Source organism: Phenylobacterium sp. (genome assembly GCF_965229015.1).
Classification (GTDB): Bacteria; Pseudomonadota; Alphaproteobacteria; order Caulobacterales; family Caulobacteraceae; genus Phenylobacterium.
Genome location: NZ_CBDDIM010000001.1, coordinates 110,654 through 133,765, shown reverse-complemented (window position 1 = coordinate 133,765; position 23,112 = coordinate 110,654). Strand labels below are relative to the sequence as shown.

The 23,112-nt window shown below is 69.6% G+C and carries 19 protein-coding genes; 3 read left to right on the top strand and 16 right to left on the bottom strand.

All coding sequences use genetic code 11. The features are described 5' to 3' along the window. Nucleotide 1: 1 nt before the first annotated feature. Genes narH through ACO06I_RS00630 form a run of 4 tightly spaced genes read right to left on the bottom strand, consistent with a single transcriptional unit; the run spans nucleotide 2 to nucleotide 8,065 of the window. Nucleotides 2-1,525 (bottom strand): nitrate reductase subunit beta, encoded by a 1,524-nt coding sequence (gene narH, locus ACO06I_RS00645; RefSeq protein WP_421930702.1) that lies wholly within the window; start codon nucleotides 1,523-1,525, stop codon nucleotides 2-4. Beyond that, nucleotides 1,522-5,253 (bottom strand): nitrate reductase subunit alpha, encoded by a 3,732-nt coding sequence (locus tag ACO06I_RS00640; protein ID WP_421930701.1) that lies wholly within the window; start codon nucleotides 5,251-5,253, stop codon nucleotides 1,522-1,524. Before ACO06I_RS00640 ends, narH begins: the two co-directional genes overlap by 4 nt. Continuing rightward, a complete protein-coding gene (locus tag ACO06I_RS00635) occupies nucleotides 5,250-6,674 on the bottom strand; it encodes an MFS transporter (protein WP_421930700.1) in 1,425 nt (474 codons plus the stop codon). Before ACO06I_RS00635 ends, ACO06I_RS00640 begins: the two co-directional genes overlap by 4 nt. Continuing rightward, the gene (locus ACO06I_RS00630) at nucleotides 6,674-8,065 is read right to left on the bottom strand and encodes an MFS transporter (RefSeq protein WP_421930699.1); all 1,392 of its coding nucleotides are present in this window, start codon (nucleotides 8,063-8,065) and stop codon (nucleotides 6,674-6,676) included. The genes ACO06I_RS00635 and ACO06I_RS00630 overlap by 1 nt, the downstream gene beginning before the upstream one ends. A 315-nt stretch (nucleotides 8,066-8,380) precedes the next feature. Here ACO06I_RS00630 and ACO06I_RS00625 point away from each other — a divergent pair, with 315 nt between their 5' ends. Beyond that, complete coding sequence (locus ACO06I_RS00625) at nucleotides 8,381-9,139, top strand: cyclic nucleotide-binding domain-containing protein (protein WP_421933583.1); 759 nt, start codon at nucleotides 8,381-8,383, stop codon at nucleotides 9,137-9,139. Between the two features lie 106 nt (nucleotides 9,140-9,245). Here the strand turns inward: ACO06I_RS00625 and moaA are convergent, their stop codons facing one another. The 3 genes from moaA to ACO06I_RS00610 all read right to left on the bottom strand — a co-directional run bounded on the left by moaA (nucleotide 9,246) and on the right by ACO06I_RS00610 (nucleotide 13,938). Next, nucleotides 9,246-10,235, bottom strand: a complete 990-nt coding sequence (moaA, locus tag ACO06I_RS00620; protein WP_421930698.1) for a GTP 3',8-cyclase MoaA — start codon at nucleotides 10,233-10,235, stop codon at nucleotides 9,246-9,248. Between the two features lie 197 nt (nucleotides 10,236-10,432). Next, nucleotides 10,433-11,632 carry an NnrS family protein gene (locus tag ACO06I_RS00615; protein WP_421930697.1) on the bottom strand — a complete coding sequence of 400 codons (1,200 nt, stop codon included), beginning with the start codon at nucleotides 11,630-11,632 and terminating at the stop codon, nucleotides 10,433-10,435. A gap of 89 nt (nucleotides 11,633-11,721) precedes the next feature. Then, a complete protein-coding gene (locus ACO06I_RS00610; RefSeq protein WP_421930696.1) occupies nucleotides 11,722-13,938 on the bottom strand; it encodes an adenosylcobalamin-dependent ribonucleoside-diphosphate reductase in 2,217 nt (738 codons plus the stop codon). A gap of 185 nt (nucleotides 13,939-14,123) precedes the next feature. Here ACO06I_RS00610 and ACO06I_RS00605 point away from each other — a divergent pair, with 185 nt between their 5' ends. Beyond that, nucleotides 14,124-14,732 carry a hemerythrin domain-containing protein gene (locus tag ACO06I_RS00605; RefSeq protein ID WP_421930695.1) on the top strand — a complete coding sequence of 203 codons (609 nt, stop codon included), beginning with the start codon at nucleotides 14,124-14,126 and terminating at the stop codon, nucleotides 14,730-14,732. A gap of 9 nt (nucleotides 14,733-14,741) precedes the next feature. On the opposite strand, the gene ACO06I_RS00600 is transcribed toward ACO06I_RS00605, so the two are convergent. From ACO06I_RS00600 to ACO06I_RS00560, 9 genes are all read right to left on the bottom strand, one after another. After that, nucleotides 14,742-15,929: a molybdopterin molybdotransferase MoeA gene (locus ACO06I_RS00600; protein WP_421930694.1), complete on the bottom strand. Its 1,188-nt coding sequence runs from the start codon at nucleotides 15,927-15,929 to the stop codon at nucleotides 14,742-14,744. Beyond that, nucleotides 15,926-16,465 (bottom strand): molybdenum cofactor biosynthesis protein B, encoded by a 540-nt coding sequence (moaB, locus tag ACO06I_RS00595; protein WP_421930693.1) that lies wholly within the window; start codon nucleotides 16,463-16,465, stop codon nucleotides 15,926-15,928. Before moaB ends, ACO06I_RS00600 begins: the two co-directional genes overlap by 4 nt. A gap of 27 nt (nucleotides 16,466-16,492) precedes the next feature. Then, nucleotides 16,493-17,782, bottom strand: coding sequence for an acyl-CoA dehydrogenase family protein (locus ACO06I_RS00590; protein ID WP_421930692.1), 1,290 nt, complete (start codon nucleotides 17,780-17,782; stop codon nucleotides 16,493-16,495). Between the two features lie 141 nt (nucleotides 17,783-17,923). After that, the gene (locus ACO06I_RS00585; protein WP_421930691.1) at nucleotides 17,924-18,091 is read right to left on the bottom strand and encodes a hypothetical protein; all 168 of its coding nucleotides are present in this window, start codon (nucleotides 18,089-18,091) and stop codon (nucleotides 17,924-17,926) included. 41 nt (nucleotides 18,092-18,132) lie between these two features. Then, nucleotides 18,133-18,789: a tetratricopeptide repeat protein gene (locus ACO06I_RS00580; RefSeq protein WP_421930690.1), complete on the bottom strand. Its 657-nt coding sequence runs from the start codon at nucleotides 18,787-18,789 to the stop codon at nucleotides 18,133-18,135. 14 nt (nucleotides 18,790-18,803) lie between these two features. Next, on the bottom strand, nucleotides 18,804-19,559 hold the full coding sequence (locus ACO06I_RS00575; RefSeq protein WP_421930689.1) for an SDR family oxidoreductase: 756 nt from the start codon (nucleotides 19,557-19,559) through the stop codon (nucleotides 18,804-18,806). Further along, nucleotides 19,549-20,220, bottom strand: a complete 672-nt coding sequence (locus ACO06I_RS00570; RefSeq protein WP_421930688.1) for a TenA family transcriptional regulator — start codon at nucleotides 20,218-20,220, stop codon at nucleotides 19,549-19,551. Before ACO06I_RS00570 ends, ACO06I_RS00575 begins: the two co-directional genes overlap by 11 nt. Before the next feature lie 10 nt (nucleotides 20,221-20,230). Next, nucleotides 20,231-21,676, bottom strand: a complete 1,446-nt coding sequence (locus ACO06I_RS00565; RefSeq protein ID WP_421930687.1) for an AMP-binding protein — start codon at nucleotides 21,674-21,676, stop codon at nucleotides 20,231-20,233. Then, on the bottom strand, nucleotides 21,676-22,392 hold the full coding sequence (locus tag ACO06I_RS00560) for a thermostable hemolysin (RefSeq protein WP_421930686.1): 717 nt from the start codon (nucleotides 22,390-22,392) through the stop codon (nucleotides 21,676-21,678). Before ACO06I_RS00560 ends, ACO06I_RS00565 begins: the two co-directional genes overlap by 1 nt. A gap of 184 nt (nucleotides 22,393-22,576) precedes the next feature. Between ACO06I_RS00560 and ACO06I_RS00555 the strand changes: the two genes are divergently transcribed. Beyond that, nucleotides 22,577-23,092 carry an RNA polymerase sigma factor gene (locus ACO06I_RS00555; RefSeq protein ID WP_421930685.1) on the top strand — a complete coding sequence of 172 codons (516 nt, stop codon included), beginning with the start codon at nucleotides 22,577-22,579 and terminating at the stop codon, nucleotides 23,090-23,092. Nucleotides 23,093-23,112 lie beyond the last annotated feature (20 nt).

Genomic DNA, 23,112 nt, shown 5'->3' with positions numbered 1-23,112 from the left:
CTCAGACCTCCATGGGGGTTTTGGCGCGCGAGCGCTTGTTGGGACCAAACAGGCCCAGCTCCGTGCGGCCGCCGGAGCAGCCGTTGCCGAAGGAGAAGCCGCAGCCGCCGCGCATGTCGTAGGCGTCCTCGGCGGTCTCGCGGTGAGCCGAGGGGATGACGAAGCGGTCTTCGTAGTTGGCGATCGCCAGGTAGCGGTACATGGAGTCGATCTCCGCCGCCGTCAGGCCGACCCGTTCGGCCAGGGCGTGATCGATCACCCCCTCCACCGTCTTGGCCCGCATGTAGCCGCGCATGGCCAGCATGCGTTCCAGGGCCAGTTGCACCGGCGCTTCCTTGCCGGCGGTCAGCAGGTTGGCGAGGTACTTGATCGGGATCCGCAGCGAGTGGACGTCGGGCATGTCGCCGTCCATCTCCAGGGCGCCGGCGGCCACGGCCGACTGGATCGGCGACAGCGGCGGCACGTACCAGACCATGGGCAGGGTCCGGTATTCCGGGTGCAGCGGGAAGGCGATCTTCCAGTCGATGGCCATCTTGTAGACGGGGCTCTTGCGGGCCGCGTCCAGCCAGGCCTCCGGCACGCCGTCGGCGCGCGCCTGGGCGATCACCGCCGGATCGCTGGGATCCAGGAAGACGTCGAGCTGGGCCTGGTAGAGGTCCTGCTCATCGGGGGTCGAGGCCGCGGCCTCGATGCGGTCGGCGTCGTAGAGCAGGACGCCGAGATAGCGGATGCGGCCGACGCAGGTTTCCGAGCACACGGTCGGCTGGCCGACCTCGATGCGCGGGAAGCAGAAGGTGCACTTCTCCGACTTTCCGGATTCCCAGTTGTAGTAGATCTTCTTGTAGGGGCAGGCCGAGACGCACATGCGCCAGCCGCGGCACTTGTCCTGGTCGATCAGGACGATGCCGTCCTCCTCGCGCTTGTAGATGGCGCCCGAGGGGCAGGCCGCGACGCAGGTCGGGTTCAGGCAGTGCTCGCACAGCCTGGGCAGGTACATCATGAAGGTGTTTTCGAAGGCGCCGTAGATCTCCTTCTCGACGCCCGCGAAGTTGTAGTCCGCCGAACGCTTGGAGAACTCGCCGCCGAGAATCTCCTCCCAGTTGGGGCCGCGCTCGATCTTCTCCATCCGCTGGCCGGTGATCTTCGACCGCGGCCGGGCGGTGGGGAAGGCCTTCATCTCCGGCGCCGTCTGCAGGTGGGCGTAGTCGAAGTCGAAGGGCTCGTAATAGTCGTCGATCTCCGGCAGGTCCGGGTTGGCGAAGATCTTCGCCAGGATCCGCCACTTGGCCCCCATCTTCGGCTCGATCTTGCCGTTGGCCTTGCGGGTCCAGCCGCCGTTCCAGCGCTTCTGGTTCTCCCAGTCGCGGGGGAAGCCGACGCCGGGCTTGGTCTCGACGTTGTTGAACCAGGCGTATTCAACGCCCTCGCGGTTGGTCCAGACGTTCTTGCAGGTGACCGAGCAGGTGTGACACCCGATGCACTTGTCGAGGTTCAGCACCATGCCGATTTGCGCGCGAACCTTCATTGGGCGAAATCCTTGGCGTTGAGAGGTTCTTCCAACCAGTCGACCTTGGTCATCTTGCGCAGGACCACGAACTCATCGCGGTTCGAGCCGACCGTGCCGTAGTAGTTGAAGCCGTAGGCGAGCTGGGCGTAGCCGCCGATCATGTGGGTCGGCTTGAGGACCGTGCGGGTCACCGAGTTGTGGATGCCGCCGCGCTTGCCGGTGATCTGGGATCCCGGCGTGTTCACGATCTTTTCCTGGGCGTGATACATGAAGGTGGTGCCTTCGCGGATCCGCTGGGAGACCACCACCCGGGCGGTGAGCGCCCCGTTGGCGTTGAAGGCCTCCACCCAGTCGTTGTCCACCAGGCCGACCTTCTTGGCGTCGGTCTCGGAGACCCAGATGACCGGTCCGCCCCGGTTGAGGGTCAGCATCATCAGGTTGTCGGAATAGGTGGAGTGGATGCCCCACTTCTGGTGCGGGGTGATGAAGTTGAGGACGATCTCCTTCTCGCCGTTGGGCTTGAGGCCCTTGACGTAGGTGGTCTTCAGATCGATCGGGGGCCGGTAGACGCAGAGCGCCTCCCCGAAGGCCCGCATCCACAGGTGATCCTGGTAGAGCTGCTGGCGGCCGGTCAGGGTCCGCCACGGGATCAGCTCGTGGACGTTGGTGTAGCCGGCCGTGTAGCAGACCTTCTCGCTCTCGATGCCCGACCAGGTCGGCGAGGTGATGATCTTGCGCGGCTGGGCCAGCAGGTCGCGGAAGCGGATCTTCTCGTCTTCCTTGGGCAGGGCCAGGTGGGTGTGTTCGCGCCCGGTCTGCTTTTCGAGGGCTTCCCAGGCCTTGACCGCCACTTCGCCGTTGGTCTCCGGCGCCAGCATCAGGATGGTCTCGCACGCGTCGATGTCGGTATCGATCCGCGCCAGGCCCTGGGTCTGGCCCTCCTCCAGCACCGCCCCGTTCAGGGCGGTCAGCAGGTCGACCTCATGGTCGGTCTTCCAGCCGATCCCCTTGCCGCCGTTGCCGCTGGCCTTGAGCAGCGGACCAAGGGCGGTGAAGCGCTTGTAGGTGTTGGGATAGTCCCGCTCGACCACGGTGATCTGCGGCATGGTCTTGCCGGGGATCGCCTCGCATTCGCCCTTGGACCAGTCGCGGACGTCGAAGGGCTGGGCCAGTTCGGCGGCGCTGTCGTGCTGGATGGGGGTGAGGACCACGTCCTGCTCGACCCCCAGGACCTCCGGGGCGACATCGGAGAAGGTCTTGGCGATCGCCTTGAAGATCTCCCAGTCCGACTTCGACTCCCAGGCCGGATCCACCGCCGCCGACAGCGGGTGGATGAAGGGGTGCATGTCGGAGGTGTTGAGGTCGTTCTTCTCGTACCAGGTGGCCGTCGGCAGGACGATGTCGGAATAGACCGCCGTGGTGGACATCCGGAAGTCGAGGGTGACCAGCAGGTCGAGCTTTCCCTCCGGCGCCTCGTCATGCCAGACGACCTCGTTGGGCTTGCGCCGACCGTCCTCGCCCAGGTCCTTGCCCTGGACGCCGTGGGAGGCGCCCAGCAGGTGCTTGAGGAAGTACTCGTGGCCCTTGCCCGAGGAGCCCAGCAGGTTGGAGCGCCACACGAACATGTTGCGCGGCCAGTTGGCCGGATCGTCGGGGTCCATGCAGGACATCTTCAGATCGCCGCTCTTGAGCTGGTCGAGGGCGTAGGCCTTGGCGTCCTGACCGGCCGCCGCGGCGGCCTTGGCCACCTCCAGGGGGTTGGTCTGCAGGGCGGGCGCCGAGGGCAGCCAGCCCATCCGCTCGGCCTTGGCGTTGAAGTCGATCATCGCCCCGTCCCACACGCCCTCCGGCGCGGTGGGGGAGAGGATCTCGCTCATCTCCACCGTCTCGTACCGCCACTGGTCGGAGTGGGCGTAGAAGAAGGAGGTGGAGTTCTGCTGGCGGGGCGGCTTCACCCAGTCGGTGGCGAAGGCCAGCGGCGCCCAGCCGGTCTGCGGCCGCAGCTTCTCCTGACCCACATAGTGGGCCCAGCCGCCGCCGGACTGACCGACGCAACCGCACATGACCAGCATGTTGATGGCCGCGCGGTAGTTCATGTCCATGTGGAACCAGTGGTTCATGGCCGCGCCGATGATCACCATCGACTTGCCATTGGTCTTCTCGGCGTTGCCGGCGAAGCCACGGGCCACGGCGATGATCTGGTCGCGGGGCACCGATGTGATCGCCTCGGCCCAGGCCGGGGAATAGGGCTCCACCTCGTCGTAGCTGGCGGGCATGTGGTCGCCGCCGAAGCCCTGGTCGACGCCGTAATTGGCCAGGAACAGGTCGTAGACGCAGGCCACCAGGGTCTCGCCCTCGGGCAGCATCATGCGCTTGACCGGCACGTTGCGGACCAGGACCTCGGGGTGGTCGGTCATGGCGAAGCCGTTGGTGGCCGCGCCGCCGAAATAGGGGAAGCGCACCGCGGCGACCTCGTCGTGGACGCCCTTGAGGCCCAGGCGCAGGGTGGTCTCGCGACCCGCCCCGTCCTTCTCTTCAAGGTTCCACTTGCCGTCCTCGCCCCAGCGGAAGCCGATGGAGCCGTTGGGGACGATGACCTCGCCGGTGGTTTCGTCGAGAGCGACGGTCTTCCAGTCGGGGTTGTTGGTCTCGCCCAGCGCCTTGTCGAACTCGGCGGCGCGCAGCAGGCGCTCGGGCACATAGGCGCCGTCCTGCGGCACAAGGCGCACCAGCATCGGCAGGTCCGAGTACTTCCGCAGGTAGTCGCGGAAATAGGGCACCTGGCGGTCGATGTGGAACTCCTTGAGGATCACGTGGCCGAAGGCCATGCCCAGGGCGGCGTCGGTCCCCTGCTTCACGGGCAGCCACAGGTCGGAGAACTTCGAGGCCTCCGAATAGTCGGGGCAGATCACCACCGACTTGGCGCCGCGGTAGCGGGCCTCGGTATAGAAGTGGGCGTCCGGAGTGCGGGTCTGGGGGACGTTGGAGCCCCAGAGGATCATGAACCCGGAATTGAACCAGTCGGCGCTCTCGGCCACGTCGGTCTGTTCGCCCCAGGTCTGGGGCGAGGCTGGCGGCAGGTCGCAGTACCAGTCGTAGAAGGATCCGCAGACCCCGCCGAGCAGCTGCAGGTAACGGGCGCCGGCGGCGTAGGAGACCATGGACATGGCCGGGATCGGCGAGAAGCCGAAGATCCGGTCGGGGCCCCATTCCTTGATGGTGTAGGCGTTGGCCGCGGCGATGATCTCGGTGACCTCGTCCCAGGTCGCGCGGATGAAGCCCCCTGCCCCACGCATCGTGACGTAGGAGGCGCGTTGGGTCGGGTCCTGCTGGATCGAGGCCCAGGCGGCCACCGGGCTGCGGGTGGCGCGCGCGGCGCGCCACAGCTTCAGCAGGCGTGAGCGGATCAGCGGGTATTTCACCCGGTTGGCGGAATAGAGGTACCAGCTGTAGCTGGCGCCCCGGGCGCAGCCCCGCGGCTCATGGTTGGGCAGCTCGGGCCGGGTGCGCGGATAGTCGGTCTGCTGGGTCTCCCAGGTGACGATCCCGCCCTTGACGTAGATCTTCCAGGAGCAGGAGCCCGTGCAGTTCACCCCGTGGGTGGAGCGCACGACCTTGTCGTGCTGCCAGCGGCGCCGGTAGGCCTCCTCCCACTTGCGGTCCTCGTCGGTGAGGACGCCGTGGCCTTCGGAGAACAGCTCGGTCTTGCGGGCGAAGAAGGTGAGGCGATCAAGGGTATGGCTCATGCCACGATTTCCATCTTCGAAGGGGTGTGGGGTGCGTGCAGCAGCGAGGACTTGCGGGCGTAGAAGGCCCAGTTCACCGCGACGCAGCTGAGGTAGAAGGCCAGGAAGACCAGCAGGGCGGCGCTCGGCCCGCCGGTGGCCTTCATCGCATCGCCGAAGGCCAGCGGGATGAAGAAGCCGCCGAAGGCGCCGATGGCCGAGCTGAAGCCGACGATGGCCGCCGATTCCATGTCCGCGGCCTTGAGGCGCGCGGCCGGATCAGCCTGCGGCAGCAGCCGGGGCATGTCGGCCCGGACGATCGCCGGGATCATCTGGAAGGTCGAGGCGTTGCCGACCCCGGTCCAGAAGAACAGCCACATGAAGCTGGCGAAGAAGATCGGGAAGGAGGGCGCCGCGCCGAAGCCGCCGACGCTGTGCATCACCGACAGGACCCCGAGGGCCAGGGCGATGAAGACCCAGTGGGTGACGTTGTGGCCGCCGAACTTGTCGGAGATCCAGCCGGTGAGCGCCCGTGAGGCCGCGCCGACCAGCGGACCCAGGAAGACCAGCTGCATGGCGTGGGTCCCGGGGAACAGGGTCTTCATCAGCAGCGGGAAGGCCGCCGAGAAGCCGATGAACGAGCCGAAGGTGCCCAGGTAGAGCCAGCAGATGACCCAGTTGTGCTTGCGCTTGAAGACCACCGACTGCTCGGCGAAGGAGGCCCGCGCCGAGGCGATGTCGTTCATGCCGAACCAGGCCAGGCTGCCGGCCACCAGGATGAAGGGGACCCAGACGAAGCCGGCGTTCTGCAGCCAGATGGTCGAGGCGACCCCGTTGTCCATCGCCGTCTGCGGCGCGCCCACCAGGGGCATGAACATCCCCAGTCCGATCACCACCGGCACCAGGAACTGCATGACGCTGACGCCGAGGTTGCCGAAGCCGGCGTTGAGGGCCAGCGCGTTACCCTTCTCGGCCTTGGGGTAGAAGAAGGAGATGTTGGACATCGAGGAGGCGAAGTTGCCGCCCCCCAGCCCGCAGAGCAGGGCCAGGACCACGAACACCTCATAGGGGGTGGTGGGATCCTGCACCGCCATGCCGATGCCGATCGCCGGGATCAGCAGCGACAGGGTGGTGAGCGTCGTCCACAGCCGGCCGCCGAGGATCGGGACCATGAAGCTGTAGAAGATCCGCAGGGTCGCGCCCGACAGGGCCGGCAGAGCGGTGAGCCAGAAGAGCTGCTCGGTCGTGAACTTGAAGCCCACCAGTTTCAGCTTGGCCACCACCATCGACCAGACCATCCAGACCGAGAAGGCCAGGAGCAGGTTGGGGATCGAAATCCAGAGATTTCGCCGGGCGATCGCCTTGCCGGCCCCCGACCAGAAGGCCGGATCTTCGGGGCGCCAGTCGGTCAGGACGTGACGGGCGGGTTTGCGGGAAGCCATCAAGGCGCTCCTCTTGCTGGGGTCGCCGCGCGAGCGCGGGCGGGCGCACCGGAGGCCGGGCGCGGTTGAAGGTCGGCGTGCAGGGACGCCATCTCGGGAAATTCGGGCAGCTCACCCAGCTGCGGGGCGCCGGCGTGCTCCATCCGGCGGATGGCGAAGTGCATCCAGGTCAGGGCGCTGGCCACCAGGACGAACAGCAGCATGAAGCAGCTGGTCCAGACCCCGGTCAGGTCGTTGAGCGCCCCGAAGGCGATCGGCAGGACGAAGCCGCCGAGGCCGCCCACCATGCCCACCAGGCCGCCCACCGAACCGATGGTGCCGGGATAGTAGACCGGGATGTGCTTGTAGACCGCGGCCTTGCCCAGGCTCATGGCGAAGCCGAGGCAGAACAGCAGGATGATGAAGGGAAGCAGGCCCGTGGCCAGGCGGAAGGCGATCGGCCCATGGACCCCGTCCACCACATAGCTGGTGGGCGGATAGGACAGCAGGAAGGTGGCCACCACGCTGATGCTGAAGGTGATGTACATCACCTTGCGCGCGCCGATCTTGTCGGAGAGCCAGCCGCCGAACACCCGGAACAGCGACCCGGGGATCGAATAGGCCGCCGCCAGCATGCCGGCCGTGCGGATATCCAGGTGATAGACCGCCACCAGATAGTGGGGCAGCCAGAGCGCCAGGGCCACGAAGGCGCCGAAGACGAAGAAGTAATAGAGGGCGAAGCGCCAGACCTGCAGCTTCATCAGCGGGGCGAACTGCATCGCCGCGGCCACCGGCTTGGCGCCGGTCCGGCGGCGTTCCACAAGTTCGGGATCGTCGCGGGTCAGCAGGAAGTAGACGACCGCGATCACGGCCAGGGCCACGGCCCACGCCTGGGCGACCGTCTGCCACCCGTAGGCGATCATCACGAAGGGTGCGGCGAACTTGGTCACCGCGGCGCCGACATTGCCGGCCCCGAAGATGCCGAGCGCGGTGCCCTGCTTTTCCTTGGGGAAGAACTTGGAGACATAGGCCACGCCGACCGCGAAGGAGCCGCCCGCCATGCCGACCCCGAGGGCCGCCAGCAGGAACTGCGGATAGGTCTGGGCGTGGGAGAGCAGGAAGGTGGCCAGGGCCGCCGACAGCATCACCACCAGGTTCACCACCCGGCCGCCGTACTGATCGGCCCAGACCCCCAGGACGACGCGCACCAGCGAGCCGGTGAGGATGGGCGTGCCGGCCAGCAGGCCGAACTCGGCCTCGGTGAGGCCGAGGTTCTGCTTAATCTGCACCCCGATGATCGAGAAGATCGTCCACACCGCGAAACAGGCGGTGAAGGAGAAGGTGCTCATCCAGAGCGCCATGCCGGCGCCCGGGGCGTTCTCTGCGATGGGCGGTGTGACTGCGACGCTCAACTTGTCCCCCGACCTCTTTGCTGCGGGACCAGACGCCCTCGCTTCGGCCAAGTGTATGGAGCGGGCGGCGACGCTTTGGATTGACGATCATCAAATCCAGCCGCCGATGTTGCTAGGTTTATCGGCGTCTCAGCAGGAATAGCGGACGCAGTTTACGTACGTAATTGACCCGATTACTTTTGTTGGTGGCGGCGATTGACGGACATCAAGCGGCCCCGGCGGCCGCGACCCATTGGCGCCGCTTGATCTAGGTCAAGGCCAGACTCGCCTGCGAAGCCGAAGTGAGGTTGACGCAAGGGGACCATACGAATGTCGATGCGAGTCGTGGACGTGGAGCGCGTAAAGGGCTTGTCCCTGTTCTCCGGTGTCTCGGACGAGACCTTCAGCGCCGTGACGGCGGGCGCCTTCCTCCAGAAGTTCCCCGCGGGCACCACCCTTCTGCACGAGGGCGATCCGGTCGATTTCCTCTATGTCCTGCTCGACGGTCTCGTTGAGCTGGAGGGGACCTGGAACGACAAGGAGACCACCCTCGCGGTCCTGCGCCCGGTCTCCACCTTCATCTTCGCCGCTGTCGCCCTGGACGCCGACGCCCTGATGAGCGCGCGCACCGTCGAGCGGTCCGACATCCTGATGCTCTCGGGCGAGGCCCTGCGCCGCGCCATGCAGACCGACCCGCGCTTCAGCTACGCCGCCACCCTGGAGCTCGCCGGCTGCTATCGCGGCCTGGTGCGGTCGCTGAAGAACCAGAAGCTGCGCGGCGGGGCCGAGCGCCTGGCCAACTACCTGATCACCCAGAAGGTGCGCCAGGGCGGGGCGGAGACCTTCACCCTGCCCCACGAGAAGCGCCTGCTGGCCTCCCTGCTGGGCATGACGCCGGAGAACCTGTCGCGCGCCTTCGCCACCCTCACCGGCTACGGCGTGGTGGTGAACGGACCCGAGGTCACCATCGCCCGGCCCGTGGTGCTGGAGCGCCTGGCCAAGCCCGATCCGCTGATCGACAACCACCAGCCGCCCAGCGCCACGCCCATCGGCAAGGCCGAGCGGGAGCTCTGGCCCGCCAGCCGCGCGGGCTAGAGCATTTTCCGATAAGTGTGAAACGGCTATCGGATCGAAAAATGCTCTAACCTTTTGAATTAGCGACCTTTCCAATCTGATTGAAGCAATCAGATCGGAAAGGGCTCTAGCCGCCGAACTGCGCCAGGTTGCGGGTGTCCCCGGCCTGGCCGCTGGCCAGATCGTGACCCAGGGGCTTGCCGGTCAGGGCCCGGGCGACCCGCGCCGCCAGCAAGTCCGAAGCCCCCTCCCCCGCATCGGCCGCCAGCAGGTCGCGCAGGTTCACGCCGCCCTGTCCGAACAGGCACAGGCGCAGCAGGCCCTGGGCCGTGACCCGCAGGCGATTGCAGCCGTCGCAGAACCCGGCGCCATAGGGGGCGATCAGGCCGATCCGGCCGGCGAAGTCCGGATGCTCGTACTCCGTGGCCGGGCCGTCGTCGGAGGCCCGGGGGCGGGCGCTCCAGCCCTCCTGCGCCAGCCAGGTCTTCAGGCGTTCGCCGCTCACATGCTGGTCGGTGAAATAGGCGGCGTTGTCGGCGGTGCGCATCAACTCGATGAAGCGGACGGCCACGGGACGGCGGCGGACGAATTCGGCGAAATCGGCGAAACCGTTCTCCAGGCTGTCGCGGAGCAGGACCGCGTTGACCTTCACCGTCGGGACGCCGATGGCCAGGGCCCGGTCCAGGCCGGCCACCACCTGATCGAGGCGGTCGTGGCCCGTCAGGCGGGCGAAGGCCTGGCGATCCAGGGCGTCGATGGAGACGTTGAGATTGGTCAGGCCCGCGGCGCGCCAGGCGGCGACGTGGCGCTCCAGGTTCCAGCCATTGGTGGTCATGGCGACCTTGGCGATCCCGGGAACCGCGGCCACCCGGGCGATGATCTGGCCGATATCCTTGCGCACGGTGGGTTCGCCCCCCGTGAGCCGCACCTTCCCGATCCCCAGCCTCTGGAAGGTGGAGACCAGGACGCCGATCTCGTCGACGCCGAGGAAGGCGGGCCCGGCGGTCTTCCGGTAGCCGTCGGGCAGGCAGTAGGTGCAGCGGAAATTGCACACCTCGGTCACCGAGAGGCGAAGGTAGCGGAAGCGGCGGCCGAACCCGTCGATCAGGGGGTCCATGGGACAGGTTCCTCACGGGACAGAAGAGGCGCCGGTCTCCCGGCGCCCCAAGACCCGGCGGATCGCCGGTGTCGACGTCACCCAAGCCGACGCCGGAGGGAGGAATGGCGTCGCGCACGACGGGCGGATCGAGGGTGAGCCTAGGGGCCCCCGCGCGCGCGGGGTATGACGGCTGACGGCGGGGGCCTTGATTTCGGTTAAGCCGGGCTTGGCCTGGCCTTGCCGCGCGGCCTGACGGGCCATCCCAGCAGCATCGGCCCATAGGCCAGGGCGAAGCCGCCGAAGGCCGCGCTCCACAGGACGCCGGAGGTCGCCAGCAGCACCGTGCTGCCGGGTCCGCCGAAGCCGGCGCAGACCCGCACCAGGGCCGCGGCGTTGACCAGCAGATAGATGGCGAGCGTCCAGCCGTCGGCGACCCGGGGGCGGCCGCTGTGGCCACGGGTGGCCCGGGTCATCATGGCCAGGGTCATGACCCCGACCGCGCCCGCCGTCAGGGCGTGGACCCCGGCTGTGCGCGGCACGATGTCGGGCGCCAGGATGGTGAGGCCGATCAGGATCAGGCCGACCCCGAGCCAGGCATAGCCAAGGTGGAGCACCCAGACCAGGGGCTCGGTCAGGGTCCTGAGGCCCTGCCAGCGCGCCAGGCGGGCCAGGGCCGCGAGGCCGGACGCCGTCAGCAGCGCGCCGGCCAATGGGGCTTCGGGGGCCGCCACCCAGGCGGCGGCGGCCAGGCCGGTGAGAATCAGGGCGGCCATGTCGGCGCGGTCGGCGGGGGCCGGCATCGGACCCGGCGCGCGCTGGGTCAGCCAGTTGCGGGTGAAGCTGGGGGTGACCCGCCCGCCGATCAGGGCGATCAGCAAGGCGATGGCGCCGAGCGCGGCCCGCTGGCCGACCGCCTCCGGCGCCAGGGCCCCCAGATGGAAGGCGATATTGGCGCAGGCCAGCACGGTGACCAGGCCGCAGACGGCCAGGTTGCGCCAGTTGCGCCCGGCCAGGACCTCGCGCCAGATCACGCCGGCGAACACCACCAGGAAGGCGCTGTCGATCACGCTGGCCCAGACCCCGAGTTCGGTGGCCGCCAGCATGGCCAGGCGTCCGGCCAGCCACAGGGACGACAGGGCCACGAGCGGGACGCCCATCACCGGCAGGCGGCCGGTCCAGTTGGGCACGGCGGTCAGCAGGAAGCCGGCGACGATGCCGGCCAGCACCCCGAACAGCATCTCGTGGATATGCCACTCGCGGGTGAGGGCGGCCCAGGGCAGGTGGCCGGTGAAGGACAGCAGCCAGAGGGGAACGGCCAGCGCCGCCCAGATCGAGGCGGCGAGGAAGAAGGGGCGGAAGCCGTAGCTGAAGAGCTTGGGCCCCCGGTAGGCGCGCCGATCGGCGGCGGTGGCCATGGGGCGACTCCAGTCGTCTAGAGGACAGGTCCTCCTTCTAGACCTGTCCTGCCCCACCGCCCTTGTCGGACATCAAGCGCGGACGCTTCTCATGCGCATTTGGAGTAACCGCAGCCGAAACAGGTGTCGCAGCCCTCCTTGCGCACCAGTTCGAACCCGCCGCATTGGGGGCAGCAGGCCTTGCCGGCGGTGTGCGCGTGGGGGGCCGCGGCGGCGTGAGCCGGGGCCGCGGCGGCCTCGATCCTCAGGTGGCGCTCGATCACCCCGCCGATGGCGGCGGGCAGCGAGGGCACGTAGCGGCCGTCGATCCAGCCGCCGCCGCTGGGATCGAACACCGCCTTCAGCTCCTCGGCGACGAAGGCCACGTCCCCGCCCCGGCGGAACACCGCCGAGATCATCCGCGTCAGGCCCAGGGTCCAGGCGTAGTGCTCCATGTTCTTCGAATTGACGAAGATCTCGAAGGGCCGCGGCCCCGCCCCGGTGTCGGCGTCGTTGATGGTCACATAGACGGCGTGCGCGCTCTGCGGCCATTTGATCTTGTAGGTGGCGCCCTGCAGGACGTCGGGCCGTGGCGACAGCTTGGGTTCGGCCGGCGCGGCCGTCTCCGGGGTCGGCGCCACCGACAGCACCGAGCCGGTGACCGCGTTGGGCCGGTAGGTGGTCAGGCCCTTGCAGCCCAGGCGGTAGCCTTCCAGGTAGATGTCCGAGAAGTCGGCGAAGGCGATGTCCTCCGGGCAGTTCACGGTCTTGGAGATCGAACTGTCGATGCAGGCCTGGGCCGCGGCCTGCATCCGCAGGTGGTCGGCCGGGGTCAGGTCCTGGGCGCTGACGAACAGTTCGGCCGGCGGCGCGGCCTCGCCCTTCAGTCCGCGCCAGACGGTGAGCGCGTAGTCCTCCACCTGCTCCTCGCGCGAGGAGCCGTCCGGCTGGCGCACCTTGCGGGTATAGGCATAGGCGAAGACCGGCTCGACGCCGGAGGAGACATTGCCCGCCAGCAGCGAGGTCGTGCCGGTGGGCGCGATGGAGGTCAGGCAACCGTTGCGCAGCCCGTGTTCGGCGATCAGGGCGCGGGTCTCCTCGTCGAGGTCCCGCAGGTTGGGGCGGTCCAGGATCTGCGGGTCGTAGAGCGGGAAGCAACCCTTCTCGGCGGCCAGTTCGGCCGAGGCGCGATAGGCCTCGCGCTTGATCACGCCGAGCCAGCGCTGAGTCAGGGCCACGGCCTCGTCACCGCCGTAGCGGGCGCCGCAGAACAGCAGGGCGTCGGCCAGGCCGGTGACGCCGATGCCGATCCGCCGCTTGGCCCGCGCCTCGGCCGCCTGGGCCTCCAGGGGGAAGCGGGAGATGTCGATGACATTGTCCAGCATGCGGACGGCGGTGCGCGTCAGTCCCCCCAACCGCGCCGCGTTCAGTTCGGCCCCGTCGGAGAAGGGCGCCTCCACCAGCCGGGCCAGGTTCAGGGATCCCAGCAGGCAGGCGCCATAGGCGGGCAGCATCTGCTCGCCGCAGGGATTGCTGGCCAGGATCTCCTCGCAATAGGCCAGGTTGTTGTTGGCGTTGACCCGGTCGATGAAGATCACGCCGGGCTCGGCGGCGTCATAGGTGGCGGTCATCAGCCGCGCCCAGAGGTCGGCGGCCCGCACATTGCGATGGACCTTGCCGTCGAACACCAGCGGCCATTCGGCGTCCGCCGCCAGGGCCTGCATGAAGGCGTCGGTGACCAGGACCGAGAGGTTGAAGTTGCGCAGGCGGCCGGGTTCGCGCTTGGCGTCGATGAAGGCCTCGATGTCGGGGTGGTCGATGCGCAGGCACCCCATCATCGCCCCGCGGCGCTGCCCGGCCGAGAGGATGGTTCGGCACATGGAGTCCCACACGTCCATGAAGCTCAGCGGCCCGGAGGCGTCGGCGCCGACGCCGCGGACCAGGGCGCCGCTGGGCCGCACGGAGGAGAAGTCCATTCCGACCCCGCCCCCCTGCTGCAGGGTGACGGCGGCCTCGCGGACATGCTCGAAGATGGCGCCCAGATCGTCCGGGATCTTCCCCATGACGAAGCAGTTGAACAGGGTGACCGACCGCTGGGTGCCGGCCCCGGCCAGGATGCGGCCGGCCGGCAGGAACCTGTAGTCGGTGAGCGCGTCCATCACCTCGGCGCGGAAGGCCTCGCGGCGCTCGGGCGCCTCGGGTTCGCTCACCGCGCGGGCGACGCGCGCCCAGGTCTCGGCGAGGCTGGCGTCTCCGCCCCCGCCGTGCGGGGCGAAGCGGTACTTGCTGGACCAGATTTCTCCGGCGAGGGGATTGTCGAAGGCCATGGCGGTCTCTCTGCGTGGGGAGAGCGAGGCTGGCCGATTCCCTGCGGCGTCCGGGTCGCGCAACGGGTGTCGCAGGCCGCGAAATCGGCCAGGCCTCGACTTGGCGAAAATCAAGCCGGCGTCCGGCCCCATTCAAGGCGCTCGCGACGAGGGCGGCCTAGTCTGACCTCATTGAGGAGACCGCCATGATCCCGATCCCCACCCCTGGACTCAATCTCTGGGCCCGCGAGATGGTCAAACGATCGCCGGAGGCCAACGACATCTTCCGCGTCCAGGGCCCCCTGACCACGGTGGAGAAACTCGAGCGGGACCTGACCCTGGCGCCCAGGGGCGACAAGGCTGGCGACCGCGCGGCCGCCAAGCTGATCGACCACATCCTGGAGCGCTATCACGAGACCCATCGCCAGGAGTTCCCCAAGGCCATCGACCTGGCCCGCACGGTCGAGCGGGTCCACGCCAACGATCCCGACTGCCCCCGGGGCCTCGCCGACCACCTGGCGATCATGGCCGACGACCTGGAGGGCCACCAGCGCAAGGAGGAGAACATCCTCTTCCCCACCATGCTGGCCGGCTCCTGCGGCGTGCTGCGCTTCCCCATCTCGCGCATGATGTCCGAGCATGACGACGTCTATGAGCAGCTGGCCCGCCTGGCCGCCCTGACCAAGGACTTCACCCCGCCCCAGGGCGCCTGCCAGACCTGGCGCGCCCTTTCCCAGGCCTGCAAGAAGCTCGATCGAGACCTGCGCGAGCACATGCGCCTGGAGAACGACGTCCTCTTCCCCCACTTCCTGTAGCCGGGGTCCTCAGAAATCGAGAACCTCGACCTGGTCCCCCGTCGCCGCGGCGGAGTCGCCGGGCCGTCGGCGAATGAGCAGGTCGGCCAGGGCCAGGGCCTTCTGTGACGAGGAGTCTTGATCCGACAGCGGCGCCACTCCGGCCGCGACGCTCCGCGCCCGCAGGAAGGTTTCCCGATCGCCGCACGCCTCCAGTGTCTCGGCCAAGGGCGCCCGGCGCCAGGCCAGGGCGCGGTCGGGATCCTGGCCGCCCAGACCGGCGATCAGCGGCGCCAGCAGCAGGCGCGCCGTCACCAGGGCCGCGGTGGGATTGCCCGGCAGGCCGACCACCAGCTTGCCCTCGGCCCGCCCCAGCCAGACAGGCTTCCCGGGCTTGATGGCCACCTTGGCGAACACGCAGTCGAGGCCGAACGGCGCGAACATCGCCTTGGCGTAGTCGCGCTGACCGACCGAGGCGCCGCCGGTCACCACCACCAGGTCGGCGGCTTCGAGGGCCGCGCCCGCGGCCGCCTGCAGGGCCGGCAGGTCGTCCCCCAGCCGCCGGCGGCCGATCACCTCCCCGCCCCAGGCGCGCACCAGGGCGGCCAGGCCGAAGGAGACGCTCTCGGGGATCGACGCCCCGTCGCCCGGTCCATGCCCGGGCTCATGCAATTCGTCGCCGGTGCTGAGGATCATCACCCTGGGCCGGGCCACCACCTCCAGTTCGGACAGATCGGCGGCGGCCGCAGCGATCAGCCGTTGCGGGGTGAGCCGCAGGCCCGCGGCCAGCAATTCGTCACCCGCCCGGAAATCGCAGCCGGCGGCGCGGACGTGCCGCCCGCCGCAGGGCGCCTGGGGGAAGAAGGCCACCTCGCCCTCGTCGCGCACCGATTCCTGCATCACCACCCGGTCGGTTCCGGCCGGCGCCGGCGCCCCGGTGAAGATGCGCACGCAGGCGCCGGGCGCGAGAGGATGCTCGAAGCCCCGGCCCGCATAGGCCGCGCCCATCACCGGCAGGCGGATTGGGCCGTGGGACAGATCGGCCTCGCGCACGGCGTATCCGTCCATGGCCGAGACGGCGACGGCCGGGGACGACCGCTGCGCCAGGACGGGAGCGGCGAGGACCCGGCCGTCGGCCTGGTCGAGCCCGACGCGCTCACGGGCCAGGGGCCGGGCCAGCCCGGAGACCAGGGCCGTGGCGTCGTCGAAGGCGATCAATTGCAGACGCCCCGATAGCGGGGGATCTGGCCCACCAGGGAACAGGGGCGGAAGCGGCTGTCGAATTCCTCGGCCAGCACCAGGTCCCAGGCGTCCTTGCAGGCGCCGGTGGAGCCGGGGACGCAGAAGATGAAGGTCTCGCCGATCTGGCCGGCCAGGGCGCGCGACTGCAGGGTCGAGACCCCCACCGTGCCGCGGCTGGCCTGGTGGAAGACCACCGAGAAGCCGTCCATGGTCCGGTCCAGCAGGGGTTGAACCGCCTCCGGCGTCACGTCGCGCGGCGAGAAGCCGGTGCCGCCGGTGGTCAGGATGACGTCCACCTCGGCCGCCGCCGCCCAGGCGCGGACCTGGGCCGCGATGGCCTCGACCTCGTCGGTCACGATGGCGCGGCCCGCCAGGACGTGACCCGCGCTCGTCAGCCGGTCCACCAGCAGGCCGCCCGAGGTGTCGGTGACCTCCGTCCGGGTGTCGGAGATGGTCAGGACCGCGATGTTCAGCGGATGGAAGGGCAGCCGTTCGTCGATGCCGGTCTTCATGGGGTGTCGGGTTCCAGGATTGTGGGTCTAGGCCGGGGTCGGGACTTGCCCGGCGTCCAGGGGCGCGCCCTCACGCCAGGCCCGCAGGCGGGCGCCGTGGCGGCCCATCTCCAATTTGGCGATGGCCCGCTTGTGCACCTCGTCGGGCCCGTCGGCGATCCGCAGGGCGCGCATGCCGGCATAGGCCCGGGCCAGGCCGAAGTCCTCCGACAGCCCCGCCCCGCCGTGGGCCTGCATGGCGTCGTCCAGCACCTTCAGGGCGGTGCGCGGCGCGGCCACCTTGATCATGGCGATCTCGAGCTGGGCGGCCTTGTTGCCCACCTTGTCCATCATGTCGGCGGCCTTCAGGCACAGCAGCCGGGTCATCTCGATCTCCAGCCGCGCCTCTCCGATGCGCTCCTCCCAGACCGACTGGTCGGCCAGGCGCTTGCCGAAGGCCACGCGCGACAGCAGGCGGTCGACCATCTTCTCCAGGGCGACCTCGGTGGCGCCCAGCGCGCGCATGCAGTGGTGGATGCGGCCGGGGCCCAGGCGGCCCTGGGCGATCTCGAAGCCGCGTCCCTCCCCCAGGATCAGGTTCTCGACAGGCACGCGGACGTCGCGCAGCATCACCTCGGCGTGGCCGTGGGGGGCGTCGTCATAGCCGAAGACCGGCAGCATGCGCACCACCTCGAAGCCCGGCGCGTCGGTGGGGATCAGGATCTGGGACTGCTGGGAGTGGCGGGCGCCTTCGGGGTCGGTCTTGCCCATCAGGATGGCGATCTTGCAGCGCGGATCGCCGATGCCCGAGGACCACCACTTGCGGCCGTTGATGACATAACTGTCGCCGTCGCGGCGGATCGAGGTCTGGATGTTGGTGGCGTCCGAGGAGGCCACGTCGGGCTCGGTCATCAGGAAGGCCGAGCGGATCTCGCCGTCCATCAGGGGTCGCAGCCACTCAGCCTTCTGCCGGGCCGAGCCGTACTGGCGAAGCACCTCCATGTTGCCGGTGTCCGGCGCCGAGCAGTTGAACACCTCCGAGGCGAAGCCGACCCGGCCCATCTCCTCGGCGCACAGCGCGTATTCGAGGTTGCTGAGGCCCGGCCCCTTGTAGTCCTCCTCATCCTCCTCCGAAGGATTCAGGAACAGGTTCCACAGCCCCTCGGAGAAGGCCCGCGCCTTCAGCTCCTCGACGATGGGGATGACGCTCCAGCGGGCGGCGCCCTCGCGGTCGGTCTGCTTCTGATAGACCGGGATGGCGGGATAGACGTGGTCGGCCATGAAGGTCCGCACGCGGTCGCGCCACATGGTCTCACGTTCGGAAAGGCCAAAGTCCATGGGCAGGCTCCATCAAGATCGATGGCAAGCCTTAGGCCGCGCGCGCCTGACACGCCTTGATGGCGGTCAACCCGCTCGCCGACCATGATCACCCCCGCGCCGGGGCGAGACGGCGCGGGCGTCGTCTCGCCCCTCCAGGCGTCAGGCGTTGGTGTCGAGGATGGTCCCCTGGCCCTTGGGCGGGGTCGCCTTCGGGGCGGGCTTCTGCGCGTCGTCGGCGTCGTGGTCGTTGCGGATCTCCGGCCCGCTCGGCTCGGCGGCTTCAGGCGTCTTGGGCGGGGTCACGGGCCCGATGCTGGAAATGCTCATGATGTGATCCTTCAGGTTGGGAAGAGACGACGGGTGAGGCGTCAGGACTTGAGCTTCTGGCGCGCCTTGGCCAGGAGGGCCGAGGCCTCGGCGCGGCGGCCGCGGTCGGCGAGCTCCCGGCCCGGGCGCGGCGGGGCGGCGAGCGCGCGGTCCAGTGCCTTGACCGCGCCCGCGGCGTCGCCCTGGCGCAGCAGGAAGTCCCCCTGGAAGTAGTTGGGATCGATGCCGGTCGGATTGGCCGCCAGGGCCTTGGCCAGGTAGGTCCGGGCCTTGGCGGGATCGCCGAACCCGATGGGGAAGCCCGGCACCTGAGCGTAGAGGGAGCCCAGGGTCGTGTAGACCGAGCCGTCGCCGAGGGCGGCGGGATTGATCCTCTCGGCCTTCTGCAGCAGATCCCGCGCGCTCTTGGCCAGGGCCAGGCCGCCAAGCCCGCCCTTGGCGCCGGCCTCCGTGGCCTGGGCGATGGCCTCCCAGACCAGGGGCTCGGCGCGGTTGGGATACTGCCGGGCCAGCGCTTCGGCCTGGCCGGCCAGGCGATCGGCCTCCGCGGCCCGGGCGGCGCTGTCGCGGACCTCGTAGTTCACGTGAGCCCAGCTGTGGGCCAGGCCGTCGACGCGTCCCTCGAAGCCGGCGGGCTCGGCCGCCGCCGCCGCGCTGGCGGTCAGGGACAGGGCGAGGAGATAGGGGGCGAGTTTCATGGGGTCTCCGGGGATCAGCGGGCGAACAGGGTGGCGGCCTTGCGGTCGTTGGCCGACAGGGCGCGGTCCACCAGGCCGGGGAAAATGGCGTTGAGGCGGACGAACAGGCTCTCGGGGAAGCCGAAATAGACATCGCGGCGCCGCGCCCCGATGGCGTCGACGATGCGGGCGGCGATCAGCTTGGGCTCGTCCATGTTCATGTGGGTGAGCTTGGCGAAGGCCATGACCTCGGCGGAGTTGAGCGCGGTGCGCACCGCGCGCGGCGCCACATAGGTCACCGCCACCCCGGTCCCCGCCAGCTCCCGCCTCAGGGCCTGGCTGAAGCCCCGCAGTCCGGCCTTGGCGCTGGAATAGGTGACGAAGTGGGCGAAATTGATGGACCCGAACACCGAGCCGACATTGACGATCTGCCCCTGCCCGCGGGCCTTCATGGCCGGCAGCACGGCCTGGGTCAGGCGCACCGGGGCCACCAGATTGACCATGTAGCTGGCCAGCAGGTGGCTGGGGGACTGCCGCTCCAGGGGGCCGAAGTGCTGGATGCCCGCCAGGTTGACGACGATGTCCCAGGCCTTGCCTGACACCGCTGCGGCGGCGGCCTCCAGGCCCTCGGGCGTCGAGAGGTCGGCCTTCAGGTAGCCCACCGCCTGGGTGGGGGCGACCCGGTCCAGCACCGTGACCCGCGCGCCCTGCGCGGTGAGCTGGGCGCTGATCAGCGCCCCCAGTCCGCCCGCCCCGCCGGTGAGCAGGATCTCCTTGTCCCTAAACGGCATGGGCCAGCTCCCGGTCGTGGGGAATGGCGCGGAACACCGCGGCGAAGCGATCGAAAATCCCCTTGGCCACCTCGATGATCGCGGCCTGGTCGGCGGGGTCGTCCACCCGGTCCATCAGCCTCTGGAAGAAGACCAGGTGCTCCTGGTCCAGGGCGCCATGGGAGGTGAGATAGCTGAAGCACTCCGGCCCCAGATTCAGGCTCTTGGCGACGGCCGAGGCGCCCTGGGTGGCGAGCTGGACGCTGGTCCCCTCCAGCACCAGGACCATGCCGAAGAAGCCCATCGGATTGACCCGGGCGATGTAGTCGTAGGCGTAGTCCACCATGGCCTGGGTGGCCGGGCGCGGCGGCCCTCGGCGCACGGCCTCGGCGTCGCCGCCGCAGTGGCGGATGTCGTTGAGGATCCAGGCCTCGTGGCCGGTCTCCTCGGCGATGTACTCGTCCAGGGCGTCGCGGAAGTCGGCATGGGCGTCGTCGAGCCCCGCCTTGGCCGACTGCATCAGGGGCACGGTGTGACAGACGTGGTGATAGGCCTCGGTGAGATAGGCGATGTAGGTCTCGCGCGAGATCTTGCCGGCCAGGCCGTCCTGGATCTGCGGCACGGCGGCCAGGGTCGCCTGGCCCTCCAGGGTTTCGGTGATCAGTCTCTCGAAGAAGGTCACGTTGGCGTTCCTACGGTTGGGCTTCGACAAAGGGGTGGGCGAGCAGCACCGCGCGGCGGGGCCGGCCGTTGCCGGTCAGCTCCCCGGCGGCGGGATCGAAGGGGGCGCGGACCTGCCAGCGGCCGATCTGGGCGTAGGCGGGCAGGTTGCGGTTGGCGCGCTGGACGGCGGCCTCGAGGTCGGCGGCCGCCATGTCGGGGGCCAGCGGCACCAGCAGGGCGCCCAGCTGCGCCTGGCCCTCGCCGAACACGATGGCCTGGCGGATCTCGGCCTGGGCCAGGAGTTCGCTCTCCACCCATTCCGGCGCGATGTTGCGGCCATAGGCGTTGATGATGGTGTTGGCCCGGCGCCCGTCGATGTGCAGGAAGCCGTCGGCGTCGATCCGGCCCAGGTCGCCGGTGCGCACCGGACCCAGGGCGGGCGGGCCGCCGGCATAGCCGAGGAAGGGCCGCGGGCTGACGATGATCTCGCCCTCGGCGTCGATCTCGACGGTCAGGTGCGGCAGGGGCCGTCCCGCCGCCCCCGTCTGGTGGGCGGAGGGCGTGTTGAGGGTCACCACCGAGGCGCACTCGCTGAGCCCGTAGCCCTCATAGACCGGCAGGCCGAGGGCCTGGGCCTGGGCCAGCAGTTGCGGCGCGACCTTGGCGCCGCCGACCGCGACCAGGTTGAGGTTGGGGAACCGCGCGCCGGTGAAGCTCATCACCATCAGCAGGGCGCGCAGCAGTTCGGGCACCAGGATCAGGCTGGTGGCCCCCTCCCCCGCGATCGCCGCGGTGAGGCGGGCCAGGTCCGGGCGGAAAGGATTGTCCAGGCCGAGCGCGGCGGGCGGCAGGACGTGGTAGCGGCCGCCGCCGATCAGGGTGGCGTAGAGGCCCGCCACGTTCTCCAGCAGGATGGAGAGCGGCAGCAGGGGCAGGTGCAACCCCGCATAGTCGGCGCCGATCATCTGCACCAGGGAAGCCGCCACCGCCTCCATCTGGGCCCGCGACAGGCAGACTCCCTTGGGCTGGCCGGTGGAGCCGGAGGTGTAGGTGATCTTGGCGGTCCCGGCAGGCAGGCGCGGGGCGCCGCCGGCCAGGGGCGTCGCCGTCAGGTCGATCCCGGCGATCCGGAGTTGGGCGCCGGCGTCCTCGGCGGAGATCAGCAGGCCTGCGCCGGAGTCGGCGACGGCGTGGTCGCGCTGGGCCGGGGTGAAGAAGCCGGGGATCGGCAGGCTGGGCCAGCCCAGCCGGACCAGGGCCAGGTCGAGGATCACCCAGGCCGGGCCGTTCTCCAGCACCACGGCCACCGGCGCGTCGGGCGCCTTGAGGTGGGCCAGCCCCGCGAGCTGCGCGGCGGCCTCATCGACGGCCAGGGCGAGCTCGGCATAGGTGAAGGCCTGATCGAGGCCGCTCAGCGCCACGGCCTCGGGCTTGGCTTCGGCATGGGCCGCGATGGCCCCCAGGACCCGGCTCATCACGCGTCTCCCCGCCAGGCCGGGTGCAGGCGGGGGATGATGTCGGCCTCGGCGATGGGATCGGCCGTCAGCATCTGGGCGAGCGCCGGCAGGGCCGGGGCGATGGCGCCGGCCAGGACCTCGGGATCGCGGCTGTAATAGACGCCCCAGTCGGCGGCGCCGCCGCCCAGCCGGGCGGGCTCGGCGCGGGTCAGGGGCTGGGTGGCGAAGCCGACGCGGGCGAAGCTGCGGCGCAGCTGCCGCGTGGCGGTGGCCACCGCGTGGGTGCAGCCGCGCTGGTCCAGGTGGCGGGCCAAGGCCAGGAAGAGAAAGAGCGAGGCGCCGGGACTTTCCGAGGCCAGGTTGCCGATCTCGGCGACGGCGGCGCGGTCGGCGGCGACCGCCAGCCTGGTGGTCAGCGCGGCCTCCACCGGCTCGTCCAGATACTGCTCGAGGAACAGGGGACCAAGGCTGGCGAACCGGAAGCCGACGGCGGCGAGGATGGTCCCCTGCCGGTCCTGCACGCTCATCAGGGTCGGATAGTGGTTGCGGATCCTGCCCTGGAAGGCGCGGTCATAGGCCGCCTCCAGGAAGGCCTCGACCCGCAGCCGCTCGGGGGCCAGCAGGTGGTGGATCGAGATCACCCGCGGCTCCACCGAGGTGAAGCGCCTCACCCGCTCGGCGTCGAATTGCAGGCGGCCCTGCAGGGCCCCGTCATCGACCATCATCACTTCCATCGCGGCTCGTCTCCGGTCCGTGTGAGCGCCCCAAGGCCCTTCAACCGGTAACGACGACGCGCCTTCCCGACCGCCTCAAAGGTTTTGGATTGCGCGGCGCGGCGGCATGGGGAACATCGCCGCCGCACGCTGGATTCCCTGGCGCGCGCCCCGGCCCCCTCGGGCCGAAGGATGTCAGCCCGCCTTGGCCGATCGCGATCCCCTGCTGGCCGTCTACCTGGAGCGGCGCGCCGAGCTGGTGCGCTATTTCCGCGTCCGGCTGCGCTCGGAGGAAGCCGCCGAGGACCTGGTGCAGGACATCTACCTGAAGATCTCCGGCCGCCCGCCGGAGGACATCGGCAATCCCGCCGCCTATCTCTACCGGTTGGGCTCCAACCTGATGCTGGACAAGATCAAGCAGGCCCGGCGCGCCGGCCATCGCGACGCGGCCTGGCGCGATGTCCACACCAGCGCGGCCGGCGGCGAGGATATCTCCGAGACCCCGCCCGCCGACGAGGCGCTCGCCGCCCGCCAGCGCCTCGACCAGATCATCGAGACCGTCAATGAATTGCCGCCCCAGGTGCGGGAGGCCTTCCGCCTGCACAAGCTGGAGGGGCTCAGCCACGCGGAGACCGCCGCGGCCATGAAGATCTCCCGCTCCAGCGTGGAGAAACACATCATGGCCAGCCTCAAGCGCATCCTGGCCAAGGTGGGACGATGAGGACGAAGATTAATTGGAGG